At 74.3% G+C, this 13195-nt stretch carries 10 protein-coding genes; 3 read left to right on the forward strand and 7 right to left on the reverse strand.

Translation table 11 applies throughout. The features are described 5' to 3' along the window. Window positions 1-13 precede the first annotated feature (13 nt). On the reverse strand, window positions 14-1444 hold the full coding sequence (locus ACZ5DC_RS09840) for an RDD family protein (RefSeq protein WP_468651116.1): 1431 nt from the start codon (window positions 1442-1444) through the stop codon (window positions 14-16). Window positions 1445-1680: 236 nt separating this feature from the next. Between ACZ5DC_RS09840 and ACZ5DC_RS09845 the strand changes: the two genes are divergently transcribed. Next, window positions 1681-2094: an SsgA family sporulation/cell division regulator gene (locus ACZ5DC_RS09845; RefSeq protein ID WP_468651118.1), complete on the forward strand. Its 414-nt coding sequence runs from the start codon at window positions 1681-1683 to the stop codon at window positions 2092-2094. 15 nt (window positions 2095-2109) lie between these two features. On the opposite strand, the gene ACZ5DC_RS09850 is transcribed toward ACZ5DC_RS09845, so the two are convergent. After that, a complete protein-coding gene (locus ACZ5DC_RS09850) occupies window positions 2110-3516 on the reverse strand; it encodes an FAD-binding oxidoreductase (protein ID WP_468651120.1) in 1407 nt (468 codons plus the stop codon). Between the two features lie 92 nt (window positions 3517-3608). On the opposite strand from ACZ5DC_RS09850, the gene ACZ5DC_RS09855 reads away from it, so the two are divergent. After that, window positions 3609-5087: a tetratricopeptide repeat protein gene (locus ACZ5DC_RS09855; protein WP_468651122.1), complete on the forward strand. Its 1479-nt coding sequence runs from the start codon at window positions 3609-3611 to the stop codon at window positions 5085-5087. 9 nt (window positions 5088-5096) lie between these two features. Here ACZ5DC_RS09855 and hppD read toward each other — a convergent pair whose 3' ends face one another. Then, complete coding sequence (hppD, locus tag ACZ5DC_RS09860; RefSeq protein WP_468651124.1) at window positions 5097-6245, reverse strand: 4-hydroxyphenylpyruvate dioxygenase; 1149 nt, start codon at window positions 6243-6245, stop codon at window positions 5097-5099. Between the two features lie 122 nt (window positions 6246-6367). Between hppD and ACZ5DC_RS09865 the strand changes: the two genes are divergently transcribed. Further along, entirely contained in the window at window positions 6368-6844 is a 477-nt protein-coding gene (locus tag ACZ5DC_RS09865) for an Lrp/AsnC family transcriptional regulator (protein WP_468651126.1), read from the forward strand. Window positions 6845-6863: 19 nt separating this feature from the next. Here ACZ5DC_RS09865 and ACZ5DC_RS09870 read toward each other — a convergent pair whose 3' ends face one another. The 4 genes from ACZ5DC_RS09870 to ACZ5DC_RS09885 form a co-directional block, all read right to left on the reverse strand. Continuing rightward, window positions 6864-7655 (reverse strand): S16 family serine protease, encoded by a 792-nt coding sequence (locus ACZ5DC_RS09870; RefSeq protein WP_468651128.1) that lies wholly within the window; start codon window positions 7653-7655, stop codon window positions 6864-6866. A gap of 946 nt (window positions 7656-8601) precedes the next feature. Further along, window positions 8602-9243, reverse strand: a complete 642-nt coding sequence (locus tag ACZ5DC_RS09875; protein WP_171155776.1) for an IclR family transcriptional regulator — start codon at window positions 9241-9243, stop codon at window positions 8602-8604. 460 nt (window positions 9244-9703) lie between these two features. Next, entirely contained in the window at window positions 9704-11503 is a 1800-nt protein-coding gene (locus tag ACZ5DC_RS09880; RefSeq protein WP_366750321.1) for a DEAD/DEAH box helicase, read from the reverse strand. A 196-nt stretch (window positions 11504-11699) separates the two neighbouring features. Then, window positions 11700-13145 (reverse strand): MFS transporter, encoded by a 1446-nt coding sequence (locus ACZ5DC_RS09885; RefSeq protein WP_468651130.1) that lies wholly within the window; start codon window positions 13143-13145, stop codon window positions 11700-11702. Window positions 13146-13195 lie beyond the last annotated feature (50 nt).

Raw genomic sequence — 13195 nt, forward strand, 5'->3', positions numbered from 1 at the left:
GGAGTACGCGCGCTCAGCCGGCCACGAAGGTGTGGGCCGCCTTGTCGTGCCAGCACTGGTGCCAGGGCCGGTCGGACAGGCACCACAGCACGCCCACGATCCCGACGGCCAGCAGGCCCGGCACGCTGAGGACCAGCCAGCGGCGCAGTGCCGCGCCGAACGCCGGGGGCTCGTGCGCCTCGATGTCCCGGACCTCGAGACCGCACAGCTTCTTGCCGAGGGTGCGGCCCCACCTGGCCGTGGGGAGCACCTCGTACAGGACACCGGCCAGGAGCAGGACGGCCAGGACGATCCCGAGGCTGGTGCCGGTCGTGCCGTCGACCAGCCAGACCGTGACCTCGTGGCCGGAGAGCCGGGCCTCGTCGATCTTCCGCTGGACGTGGTCCACGGCCCGGACGCCGAGCGGGACCGCCGCGGCGGCCGTCACGGCGCCGATGACGACGAGGTCGATCAGCCGCGCGGCGAGCCGCTTGCCGAGCCCGGCGGGGCGGGCGGCTGCCTGCCGGCGCGCGGCGGCCTGGAAGACGTCCTCCACCGGCGGCTTCCACGGCGCCACGGGCTGGTCGTCCCCGCCCCCGGCCAGCTGGTGCACCTGCTGCGCCCAGGAGGTCTGCCCGCCACCGGGTCCGCTGGTCAGCGGGGTGGCGGGGACACCGGCCTGCCCGGGAACCGCCTGATGGGGCACCGACGGCGCCACGGGGGCGGGAGCGGGGACGGCCGGGGAGGGCTGGGGCGCGGGGGCCGGCTGCGGAATGGACGGCGTCTGCGGTCCCTGGGCCGCCGGGGGTGTCCGCTCGGCGGCGGCGCGGGCCGCGGCGGCCTTTCCGGCGCCGAAGCCGGAGTTCGCGGGCGCGCCGAGCGGGCCCTGCGCGCCGAAGCCGGCCGGGCCGCTGCCGGTCCCGGACGGGCCCGGCGGGGCGGGCGGGACCGGACGGAAGGTCATCGTGCCGTCGTCGGTGCGGTCGGCCGCCGCCGGGCCGGGGATCGGGCGGCGGAAGATGAAGGTGCCGGGGTCGTGGGGGTCGTCCTGCGCCGGCGGGATCGTCGCGGTGCCGTCGGTCCGGGCGGTGGCACGGCCGTCGGGGGCCTCGGCCGGCACCCGGGGGTCGGCACCCCAGGGTTCACCGGGCCGGCCCCACTGCGCGCCCGGCGCGCCCTGCGCGGGCCGGGCGCCCTGCCGGTCCGGCTGACCGGCGCCGCCCGGCTGCTCCCCGCCCGGCGGGTCCTCGTCGAAGAAGTGGGGGCCCGTCTCCTCCACGGAAGGGGGCGCCGGGCGGGCGCCGGGGGGCGGGGTGAGCGGTTCACCGTTCTCCGGCGCCGGGCGGCTCGTGCCGGGCACCCAGGAGGCGCCGTTCCAGTACCGGACGTAGCCGGGGATGGACGGGTCCGGGTAGTAGCCCTCGCGGGGCCGGTCGTCGCCGGGGGCCGGGGTTGGGGCGCTCATGTCCGTCGTCCCGTATCTGCTCGGGGGTGGGATGGGGGCCTCCACATCTATCAGACCCGGGCATCCCCCACCGCCAGTCCCGCCGGACCCACTCCTTTCCGGGCAACGCCGTACGAGGCTCCCTCGGGGGCCGGCGAAAAGAATGTCCCCCGACCCGCGTAATGGTCCGGCCCCGGCCCCCTCTCCCCCGGTGCGGGCCCGTCCCGGCGGCCCCGACACGAAAGGAGACGCTGGTCATGCGGTACACCGTGGTGGAGCGCGAACTCGAACTGAGGCTCATCCTGTCGCCGGAGCGGAGCGTCCCGGTGCCGGCCCGGCTCGGCTACCGCTCCGACGACCCCTACGCCGTCCACATCACCTTCCACATCGACTCGGCGCACCCCGTCGACTGGACGTTCGCCCGCGACCTGCTGGTGGAGGGGGTGTTCCGGCCGTGCGGGCACGGGGACGTGCGGGTGTGGCCGGCGAAGGCGGACGGGCGCGGTGTCGTGCTGATGGCGCTGAGTTCACCGGACGGCGAGGCGCTGCTCCAGGCGCCGGTCCCGCAGGTGTCGGCCTGGCTGGAGCGGACGCTGCTGGCGGTGCCGCCGGGCGCGGAGAGCGGGCGGCTGGGCATCGACGACGCGCTCGACCACCTCCTCGCCCGGTGAACGGCCCCGGGCTCGTCAGAACAGCTTGCCCGGGTTGAGGATGCCCAGCGGGTCGAAGACCTGCTTCACCGCCCGCTGCATCTCCACCCCGACCGGGCCGATCTCCCGGGCCAGCCACTCCTTCTTCAGGACGCCGACGCCGTGTTCGCCGGTGATCGTGCCGCCCAGCTCCAGGCCGAGGGCCATGATCTCGTCGAAGGACTCGCGGGCCCGGCGCGACTCCTCGGGGTCGCTGGCGTCGAAGCAGACGGTGGGGTGCGTGTTGCCGTCGCCGGCGTGCGCGCAGACCCCGATCGTGAGGCCGTACGCGGCGGCGATCCGCTCCACGCCCTCCAGCATGGCGCCGAGCCGCGAGCGGGGCACGCACACGTCGTCGATCATCGTCGTGCCGTTGACCGCCTCCAGCGCGGTCAGCGAGAGCCGCCGGGCCTGCAACAGCATCTCGGACTCGGCGGCGTCCTCGGCCGGGACGACCTGTGTGGCGCCGGCGGCCTCGCACAGGGCGCCGACGGCGGCCAGGTCGGCGGCCGGGTCCGGGGTGTCGAACGCGGCCAGCAGCAGCGCCTCGGTGGTCTCGGGCAGCCCCATGTGGGCGAAGTCGTTGACCGCCTTGACCGTCGTACGGTCCATCAGTTCGAGGAGGGACGGCACGTGACCGCGCTCCATGATCCGGCAGACGGCGTCGCAGGCGTCCGCCGCGGAGGCGAACTCGGCGGCGAGCACGAGCTGCCGGGGCGGCTTGGGCCTCAGCGCGAGGACGGCCCGGACGATGATGCCGAGCGAGCCCTCGGAGCCGACGAAGAGCCGGGTCAGGTCGTAGCCCGCGACGCCCTTCGCGGTGCGCCGGCCGGTGGACATCAGGCGGCCGTCGGCGAGGACGACGTCCAGGCCGAGGACGTACTCGGCGGTCACGCCGTACTTGACGCAGCACAGGCCGCCGGAGGCCGTGCCGATGTTGCCGCCGATGGTGCACATCTCCCAGCTGGAGGGGTCCGGCGGGTAGTACAGGCCGTGTTCCTCGACCGCGCGGGACAGGGCCGCGTTGACCACGCCCGGTTCCACCACGGCGATCCGGTCGACGGGGCTGATCTCCAGGATGCGGTCCATCTTGGTGAGGGACAGCACGACACAGCCCTCGGTGGCGTTGGCGCCGCCGGACAGGCCGGTGCGGGCGCCCTGCGGGACGACGGGAACGCGCAGTTCGGTGGCCGTGCGCAGGACGTGCTGGACCTGCTCGACGGTGCGCGGCAGGACGACGACGGCGGGGCTGCCCGCCGGGCAGAAGCTCGCCATGTCGTGGGCGTAGGAGTCCGTGACGTCGGGGTCCGTCAGGACGGCCTCGGGCGGCAGGCCGGCCAGGAGCCGGTCGGTGAGGTTACCGGTGTGCTCGTCGCGGGGTGCTTCGATACGGCTCATGATCACAGCGTGTCACTCGCGGCCATCGGTGTGAACCCCGCCCGTGCCGCTCCGGGGCCACGCGGATGTGCTCGTCGTATTGACGCACAGTGAGCGCCATGGACAACCGACAGTGCGTGGGTACGTCCCTGGTCCCGGAGCCGCCGGCGCCGCGCCGGCGGGCGCGCCGGCGGGCGCTGCGGCGGGCGCTGGTCGCCTCGCTGGCGGGCGGTGTCGTGGCGGGCACGGTGCTGATGCTGCTGCCGCACGAACGGCGGCACGGGCCGGCCGCGCCGCCCGCCGCCGGTCCGCCGGCGCGGCCACGGGCGCAGGCGCCGGCGCTGACCTCGGTGACCTACGGGGTGCCGGCCGCGCTGCCCGGGCTGACGGCGCTCATCGGGCGGCAGGAGCGGCTGGTGCGGGCGCAGCCGGGGGACGCCCGGGCGTGGGCGGTGCTGGGGTCGGCGTACGTGGAGCGGGGGCGGCGGGCGGGGGACGCGGCGGACTACCCGAAGGCCGAGCGGGCGCTGCGGTCCTCGCTGGAGGTGCGGGGCGGCCGGAACACCGAGGCGCTGGACGGCCTGGCCGCGCTGGCGCTGGCGCGCCGGGACTTCCCGGCGGCGAAGGACTACGGCGAGCAGGCGCTGAAGGCGGCGCCGAAGCGGTGGCAGGCGTATCCGCCGCTGATCGACGCGTACACCGGGCTCGGCGACTACGAGAAGGCCCGCTCCAGCCTGGACAAGCTGCTGGCGCTGCGCACCGACGCGGCGGCGCGGCCGGCCGTGATGGCGCGGGCCTCGGCGGTGTACCGGGACCGGGGCTGGCGTGAGGACGCGGTGGCCCAGCTGACCGACGCGGCGGCGGCCGCCCGCACCCCGGCGGAGCAGGCCGCGTGGCTGACCGGGCTGGGAGAGCTGGCGTGGGAGCGCGGGGACCTCGCGGACGCGCTGCGGCACTTCGAGGCCGCGCTGCGGCTGGATCCCGACCAGCGGAAGGCATCGGTCGGGCGGGCGCGGACGCTGGCCGCGCTGGGGCGCACGGCGCAGGCGCTGGCCGTGTACCGGGCCGCCGTCGCCAGGCGGCCGGACCCGGCGGATCTGCTGGAACTGGGCGAGCTGTACGAGTCGCTGGGGCAGCCCGGGGTCGCCGAGGAGCAGTACACGCGGATGAAGGCGGCGGTGCGGCAGGCCGTGTCCGGCGGGGTGGACGAGGAGCTGCTGATCGGGCGGTTCGAGGCCGACCACGGGGACCCGAGGGACGGCGTGGAGCGGCTGCGGGAGGAGTGGGGGCGGCAGCCGGGGATCGAGGTGGCCGACGCGCTGGGCTGGGCGCTGCACCGGGCGGGTGAGGACGAGGAGGCGCTGACCTACGCGACCACCGCGACGGACAAGGCGAAGGGGGGCGGGGTGCGCAGCGCGCTGTACGCGTTCCACCGGGGCGTGATCGAGGCGGAGCTGGAGCGGTACGCCCCCGCGCGGCGGCACCTGGAGGAGGCGCTGCGCATCAACCCGTACTTCTCGCCGCTGAAGGCGCCGATGGCACGGGAGGCGCTGCGGGAGCTGGGCGACGTACCCGACGAGCCGCCGCCCAGCGAGTAGGGCCCGCCGTTACAGGTTGCCCCGCTTCTCCTGCTCGCGTTCGATCGCCTCGAACAGCGCCTTGAAGTTGCCCTTGCCGAAGCCCATGGAGCCGTGCCGCTCGATGAGCTCGAAGAACACGGTGGGACGGTCCTGGACCGGCTTGGTGAAGATCTGCAGCAGGTAGCCGTCCTCGTCGCGGTCGGCCAGGATCTTCAGCTCGCGCAGGGTCTCGACCGGCACCCGGGTGTCGCCGACCCACTCGCCGAGGGTGTCGTAGTAGGAGTCGGGGGTGTCGAGGAACTCGACGCCGGCCGCCCGCATGGTGCGGACCGTCTGCACGATGTCGTTGGTGTTGAGCGCGATGTGCTGGACGCCCGCGCCGCCGTAGAACTCCAGGTACTCGTCGATCTGGGACTTCTTCTTGGCGATGGCGGGCTCGTTGATCGGGAACTTGACCTTGAGGGTGCCGTCCGCGACCACCTTCGACATCAGCGCGCTGTACTCGGTGGCGATGTCGTCGCCCACGAACTCCTTCATGTTCGTGAAGCCCATGACCTTGTTGTAGAAGGCCACCCACTCGTTCATCCGGCCGAGTTCGACGTTGCCGACGCAGTGGTCGACGGCCTGGAAGACGCGCTGGGCGGGCGGCTCGACGATCGGCCGGGCGGCCGTGTACCCGGGCAGGTAGGGGCCGTCGTAGCCGGTGCGCTCGACCAGGGTGTGCCGGGTCTCGCCGTAGGTGGCGATGGCGGCGAGGACGACCGTGCCGTGCTCGTCCTTCAGCTCGTACGGCTCGGTGACGCTCCTCGCGCCCTGCTCGACGGCGTACGCGTAGGCGGCGCGCGCGTCCGGGACCTCGATGGCCAGGTCGACGACGCCGTCGCCGTGCGCGGCCACGTGCTCGGCGAGGAAGCGGCCCCAGGCGCTGCTCGGCTTGATCACGGAGGTGAGGACGAAGCGGGCGGAGCCGCTCTCCAGCACGTAACTGGCGGTCTCGCGGCTGCCGTTCTCCGGTCCGGAGTAGGCGACCAGCCGCATGCCGAAGGCGGTGGAGTAGTAGTGCGCCGCCTGCTTGGCGTTGCCCACGGCGAAGACGACCGCGTCCATTCCCTTGACCGGGAAGGGATCGTCCTGCCGGGCGGCCGTACCGGGAGTGAGGTCTGTGGTCTGCGTCATAGCCGAAGGGTGGCTCCGCTCTGCAAGGTGCGCAATAGTTCGCGCAATCGCTGGGCAGCCTGACCAGTGGTACGGCCGTATCGGCGGTCTTTCTGTACAGGATGACCATCTCTGGGGGTCCCGTGGCGATCGATCATCTGGACGGACGCATCATCGTGCTGCTGGCCCGGGAGCCGCGCATCGGGGTGCTGGAGATGTCCCGGCGGCTGGGCGTGGCGCGCGGGACCGTGCAGGCGCGGCTGGACCGCCTCCAGTCGAGCGGGGTGATCCGGGGCTTCGGTCCCCAGGTGGACCCGGCGGCCCTCGGCTATCCGGTCACCGCGTTCGCCACCCTGCAGATCCGGCAGGGCCAGGGCGCCGACGTACGGGCGTACCTGTCGACCGTGCCGGAGGTGCTGGAGCTGCTGACCACCACCGGCAGCGGGGACATGCTGTGCCGGCTGGTGGCCCGCTCGAACGCCGATCTCCAGCGGGTGATCGACCGGGTCGTCGGCTTCGACGGCATCGTCCGGGCCTCCACGGCGATCGTCATGGAGAACCCCGTTCCGCTGCGGATCATCCCGCTGGTGGAGCAGGCGGCGGACATCGAACGGTCGTAGGCGGTCCCGAACCCGTGGATCAGCAGCTGGGCACCGGGCCCTTGCCCTTCTCCAGCGCCACCAGGGAGTCCACCGCGCCCTTGAGCGTGGTCACCGGGACCAGTCGCAGCCCCTTCGGCAGCTCCGCCCCGGCGTCGGCGCACTCCGCCTTCGGCACCAGGAAGACGGTGGCCCCGTCGCGGCGCGCGGCCCGGGTCTTCAGGGCCACCCCGCCGACCGCGCCGACCCGGCCGGCCGCGTCGATCGTGCCCGTACCGGCGATGACGCGGCCCCCCGTGAGGTCGCCGCCGCTGCCGTCGCCGTCCAGCTTGTCGACGATCCCCAGGGAGAACAGCAGCCCCGCGCTGGGCCCGCCCACGTCGGCGAGCCTCAGCGTCACCTTCACCCGGTCGGCGCCGAGGCCGAGGTACTTCAGCGCCGCCTGGGTCGCCGCGTCCTGGGACTGCCGCATCTGTGCCTCGTTGTGCTGCTCGATCTCCTTGACGGTGTCGCCGCTCGGGTAGACCGAGTCGCGCGGCAGCACCGCGCGGTCGGTACGGAACCAGCTGTCGACCACGTCGCCGAGCCCGACCCGGGCGTCCGGACCGGTCGCCTCGATGGTGGTCATCCGCAGCTGCCCGCTGGTCCTGCGGGTCTCCGCCCCGGACACCGTGATCACCGGGGTGCCCTGGTTCCGCCCGAGCACGTTCGCCGTCATGCCGGGCTGCGCCACCGAGAACGGCAGCGGCGCGAACGCGGCCGTGGCGAGCAGGGCCACGACGGGCAGCGCGCAGACGGCGAGGGCCTGGAGGCGTGTGAGACGTGAGAGCACGAACTCAATCTAACGCGCCGACCAGGCACACCTTCCGCCGCGTACGGGTCCCGCCGGACCGGGCGGGGGTCCCGCGGACCGGGTGCTGGTTCCGCGGGCCGGGTGCGGGTTCCGCGGGCCGGGTGGGGGTTCCGCGGGCCGGGTGGGGTTCCGCGGGCCGGGTGCGAGTCCCGCCGGACCGGGTGCGAGTACCGCCGGGACGAGTGCGGGCTCCACCGCCGGACCGGGTGGGAGCCCCGCCGGGACGAGTGCGGGCCCCGCCGAGACGAGTGCGGGCTCCACCGCCGGACCGGGTGGGAGCCCTGTCGGGACGAGTGCGAGCCCCACCGGGACGGGTGCGAGCCCCACCGGGACGAGTGGGAGCCCCGCCGAGACGGGTGCGGGCCCCGCCAGACCAGGTGGGAGCCCCGCCGGGACGGGTGCGAGCCCCACCGGGACGAGTGGGAGTCCCGCCCGGACGGCTGCGAGTCCCGCCCGGACGGATGCGAGTCCCGCCCGGACGGGTGGGAGCCCTGCCGGGACGGGTGCGGGCCCCGCCCGGACGGGTGCGGGCCTCGCCGAGACGGGTGCGGGCCTCGCCGAGACGGGTGCGGGCCTCGCCGAGACGGGTGCGGGCTCTCCCGCCGGACCGGGTGCGAGCCCCGCCAGACCGGGTGGGAGCTCCGCCGGGACCGGTGCGACCCCCGCCGGACCGGGTGGAAGTCCCGCCAGGCCGGATCGGAGTCCCGCCAGGCCGGGTCGGAGTCCCGCCAAACCGGATCGAGTCCCGCGCGGATGTGGAGCCCGCCGGGACGGGTGGGAGTCCCGTCGGCGTGAGGACGCGGTGCGCAGAGGTGCCCTTCTGCGTACGGGTTCCGTCACGACGTGTACCGGCCCCGCCAGGCCAAGGGCCGGCGGAGTGGGAGGGGAGGCCGGAGAGACGGCGCCCTCGCCGCACCGGTCGGGCTCAGCGCAACGCTTCCGCGACCTCCCGCGCCGCCTCCATCACGCGCGCGCCCACCCGTTCCGGCACGGCGTCCGCGAGCATCACCACGCCCACACTGCCCTCGACGCCCGTCACCCCGACCAGGGGCGCCGCGGCCCCGCTCGCCCCCGCCTCCAGCTCCCCGTGCGTGAGCGTGTACCCGGGGTCGGAGGACGGCGACTGCCGTGCGGAGAGGATGGCCTTGCCGGCCGCGCCCCGGTCCAGCGGATGCCGGAACCCGGCCCGGTAGGCCACGTGGTAGTCCGTCCAGGTGGGCTCCACCACCGCGACGGCCAGCGCCTCGGACCCGTCCACGAGCGTGAGGTGGGCCGTCGCCCCGATGTCCTCCGCGAGCGACCGCAACGCGGGCAGCGCGGCCTCCCGTACCAGCGGATGCACCTGCCGTCCGAGCCGCAGCACGCCCAGTCCGACCCGGGCTCGCCCGCCCAGATCACGCCGTACGAGCGCGTGCTGCTCCAGCGTCGCGAGCAACCGGTACACCACGGTCCGGTTCACGCCCAGTTTGGTGGACAACTCGGTGACGGTCAGCCCATGGTCGGTGTCGGCCAGCAGCTTGAGGACGCGCAGTCCCCGGTCGAGCGTCTGAGAGGTCTCCGCGGTCACGACGCCCACTCCTTCGGCGGTGAGGTCGGCGTCCCCTGTTCGGCGGATGCGTCACCGAGTCCCGTCGGCGACGCGCTTCAGAGGCCGCCGATCGGCAGGACGGCCCGGCGGCTCCCGGACCTAGTCGCTTCACGGCTGCGCTCCGCGGCGGCGCTGCCACGGGGCGTGTGCGTAGCCGGACAGTAGCGAAGCCGGTTCGCTGAGCGGAAGTCTTCGTCCAGAATCCGGGCAAGCCCAGATCCGGCCTGCCTGCATTCGTCCGGATACGCACACACGAAGATCCGCACCGACACCGACGCACGGCACCCTCGCACCCCGCAGCCCCCGCGAAGCGAGCCACCCACCCGGGCCACCCGCCCACCCCTGCGGGGTCCGGGGCGGAGCCTCCGGGCGGTGCCCTCCCGGCGGACCGAGTCGGGTGGGCGGGTGGGCAGAACAACCCCCCAAGCCCAGCGCAGCGTCACCGCATGCGCGTAGCCCACTCCCGCACCTTCTCGATCCGCTGCCGCAACTGTCCCGCCGTGGCCTCCGCGCTCGGCGGCCCCCCGCACACCCGCCGCAGCTCGGTGTGGATCACCCCGTGCGGCTTCCCGCTCTGGTGGACGTACGCGCCGACCAGCGTGTTCAGCTGCTTGCGCAGCTCCATCAGCTCCTTGTGCGTGACCACCGGCCGCCGCTCGGCGGGCAGCTCCAGCAGGTCGGCCTCGGTGTCCGGCTTCTTCCGGCTGTGCGCGATCTGCCGGGCCTGCCGCTTCTGCAGCAGCAACTGCACCTGCTCGGGCTCCAGCAGCCCCGGGATCCCCAGGTAGTCCTGCTCCTCCTCGCTGCCGGGGTGCGCCTGCATGCCGAACTCGGCGCCGTCGTACAGCACGCGGTCGAACACGGCGTCGGACTCCAGCGCCTCGAACGGCAGCATGTCCTGTTCGCCGGTGTCCTCGTCCTGCTGCTTGTTCGCCTCCTCCATCTCCTTCTCGGATTCGGCGTACGGGTCCTCCTCGCCCTCCTTCTTCGGCTTGTCGAGGGCGTGGTCCCGCTCCTTCTCCATCTCGTTGGCGAAGGTCAGCAGGTCGGGCACGGTCGGCAGGAACACGGACGCGGTCTCGCCGCGCCGCCGGGACCGCACGAAGCGCCCGACGGCCTGCGCGAAGAACAACGGGGTCGAGATGGTCGTCGCGTACACGCCCACCGCGAGCCGCGGTACGTCGACCCCCTCGGACACCATCCGCACGGCGACCATCCACCGCTCGTCGCTCGCGCTGAACTCGTCGATCCTCTTCGAGGCGCCGGCGTCGTCCGAGAGGACGAGCGTCGCCTTCGTCCCGGTGATCTCCCGGATGAGCTTGGCGTACGCGCGCGCGGAGTCCTGGTCCGAGGCGATGACGAGCGCGCCCGCGTCCGGGATGGCCTTGCGGACCTCGGTCAGCCGCTGGTCGGCGGCGCGCAGCACGCTCGGCATCCAGTCGCCGCGCGGGTCGAGGGCCGTACGCCAGGCCTGGCTGATCGCGTCCTTGGTCATCGGCTCGCCGAGCCGCGCGGCGACCTCGTCGCCGGCCTTGGTCCGCCAGCGCATGTTGCCGCTGTAGGAGAGGAAGATCACCGGCCGGACGACCCCGTCCGACAGCGCCGACCCGTAGCCGTACGTGTAGTCGGCGGCGGACCGGCGGATCCCGTCCGCCCCCTCCTCGTAGGTCACGAAGGGGATGGGGTTGGTGTCGGACCGGAACGGCGTGCCGGTCAGCGCGAGGCGCCGCGTCGCCGGTTCGAACGCCTCCAGACAGGCCTCGCCCCAGGACTTGGAGTCGCCGGCGTGGTGGATCTCGTCCAGGATCACCAGGGTCTTGCGCTGCTCGACCCGGTTGCGGTGCAGCATCGGGCGCACGCCGACACCGGCGTACGTCACGGCCACGCCGTCGTACTCCCTGCCGAGCGGGCCCGCGCTGTACTCGGGGTCGAGCTTGATCCCTATCCGGGCCGCGGCCTCGGCCCACTGCTTCTTCAGGTGCTCGGTCGGCGCGACCACGGTCACCTGCTGTACGACGTGGTGGTGCAGCAGCCACGAGGCCAGCGTCAGGGCGAAGGTCGTCTTGCCGGCGCCGGGCGTGGCGACGGCGAGGAAGTCACGCGGCTGCTCCTGGACGTACTTCTCCATCGCCCCCTGCTGCCAGGCACGCAGCTTGCTGGCGGTACCCCAGGGGGCCCGGCCCGGGAAGGCGGGCGAGAGGTGGTGGGAGGAAGCGGGCGAGGCGGCGGTGGTAGTCACGGTCTCCGAGCGGGGTAGGGCGGCTACGTATGACAACCGGGCCACCCTACCGGCGCCGCCCTCCGCTCGACGCGCGGACGACCCCGCCTCGCCCGAGGGTGGGAGCGACGTCACAAGCCCGCGGCAGCCACCGGCCCACCACCGTCCCCCGCCCCTGTCTCCGTGCAGGTGTCCGCACAGGTGTCCCCCGCCCCTGTCACCGCGCCGGCGCCGGCCGGTCCCGCAGCCGTGTGGTCACCCAGGCCCCCGCCACCGCCACCGCCGCCATCGGCAGGAAGACGGCGGCGAAGGCGGCGGGATGCCCGCCACCGGACCCCGTGGTGGCCGCGGTGCTCCCGCCGCCCAGGGCCGCGAAGGCCGCGCCGGTGGCCGCCAGGAGCACGACGTTGGACAGGGCGTCGGAGATCTGGAGCGCGGCGGAGTTGGCGCCGGCCTCCTCCGGGGCGGACAACTGGAGCAGCAGCACGCTGGTGGAGGAGATCACCAGGCCCATCCCGAAGCAGCCGATGCCCCAGGCGACGGCCACGGTCCACACGGGCACGGAGTGCAGGAGCACGCTCGGCGCGGTGACGATCGCGACGGCGACCAGCACCATCCCCACGGTCATCAGCCGCTCCCGGTACGGCGCCAGGCGCGGCCGGGACTGCACGAACGAGCCCAGCGCCCACGTCCCGCCGCCGGCCGCCAGCGAGAACCCGGCGAGCGTCGGGGACAGCCCGCGCTGGGTGACCAGCATCAGCGGCACGAACGACTCGGCGGCGATGAAGGACCCCGCGGCCAGCCCGCGCAGCAGCACGACGCAGGGCAGGCCGCGGGCGGCCCGGTAGGTGCCGCGGGGCAGCAGTCCGAGCACGGCGGGCACCAGCAGGGCCGCTCCCGCCAGTCCCGGGAGCAGGGCGAGGGGCCGCAGGTCCTGGGCGGCGTACTGGAGGAGCCCGGCGCCCAGGGAGATCCCGAACGCGAGCCGGATCCGCCGCCGGTCGAAGGAGCCGGCGCCGGCCTGCGCGTCCACCGGGCCGGCCGCCCGCCGCCGTATCTGGGGCAGGGCGAGGGCGAGCGGGAACACGACGAGGACCGGGATGCCGAGGAAGACCCAGCGCCAGCCGAGGTGCTCGGTGACGGCGCCGGAGGCGAGGGGGCCGACGATCGAGGGGACGACCCAGCCGGCGGCGAAGGAGGCCATGATCGCGGGCCGCAGCCGCTCCGGGTAGGCGCGCCCCACGACGACGTACAACGCGACGATGACCAGCCCGCCGCCGAGCCCCTGCACGGCCCGACCCAGGATGAACGTCCACATGACCTGCGCGGTCCCGGCGACGACGAGCCCCACCGCGAAGGCCGCGATGCCGGTCGTCAGCGCTCCGAGCGGACCCCGCCGATCGGACCACTGCCCGGCGAGCACCATCCCGAAGAGGCTGGTGGTGAAGTACCCGGAGAAGGCGAACGCGTACAGCGCCAGGCCGTCCAGCTCCCGCGCGGCGACCGGCATGGCGGTCCCCACGGCCGTCGCCTCGAACGCGATGAGCACCACGACGGACACGATCCCGACACTCAGCGCCCGGTACGCCCTGCTCAGCACACCGCCGTCCTGCTCGGCGGGCGGATCGAGGACGTCGGGCTCACGGGATCCAAGGGCACTCATGTGCGACAGAGTAAGGCCCACAACGCACTTTGGCCCCTGTCAGGAGTCCG

This window comes from Streptomyces sp. NPDC031445, from assembly GCF_055581365.1.

Coding starts and splice junctions, on each gene's coding strand:
- ACZ5DC_RS09855 (WP_468651122.1), top strand. CDS start 3,609: ATGGACAACCGACAGTGCGTGGGTACGTCCCTGGTCCCGGAGCCGCCG.
- ACZ5DC_RS09845 (WP_468651118.1), top strand. CDS start 1,681: ATGCGGTACACCGTGGTGGAGCGCGAACTCGAACTGAGGCTCATCCTG.
- ACZ5DC_RS09885 (WP_468651130.1), bottom strand. CDS start 13,145: ATGAGTGCCCTTGGATCCCGTGAGCCCGACGTCCTCGATCCGCCCGCC.
- hppD (WP_468651124.1), bottom strand. CDS start 6,245: ATGACGCAGACCACAGACCTCACTCCCGGTACGGCCGCCCGGCAGGAC.
- ACZ5DC_RS09840 (WP_468651116.1), bottom strand. CDS start 1,444: ATGAGCGCCCCAACCCCGGCCCCCGGCGACGACCGGCCCCGCGAGGGC.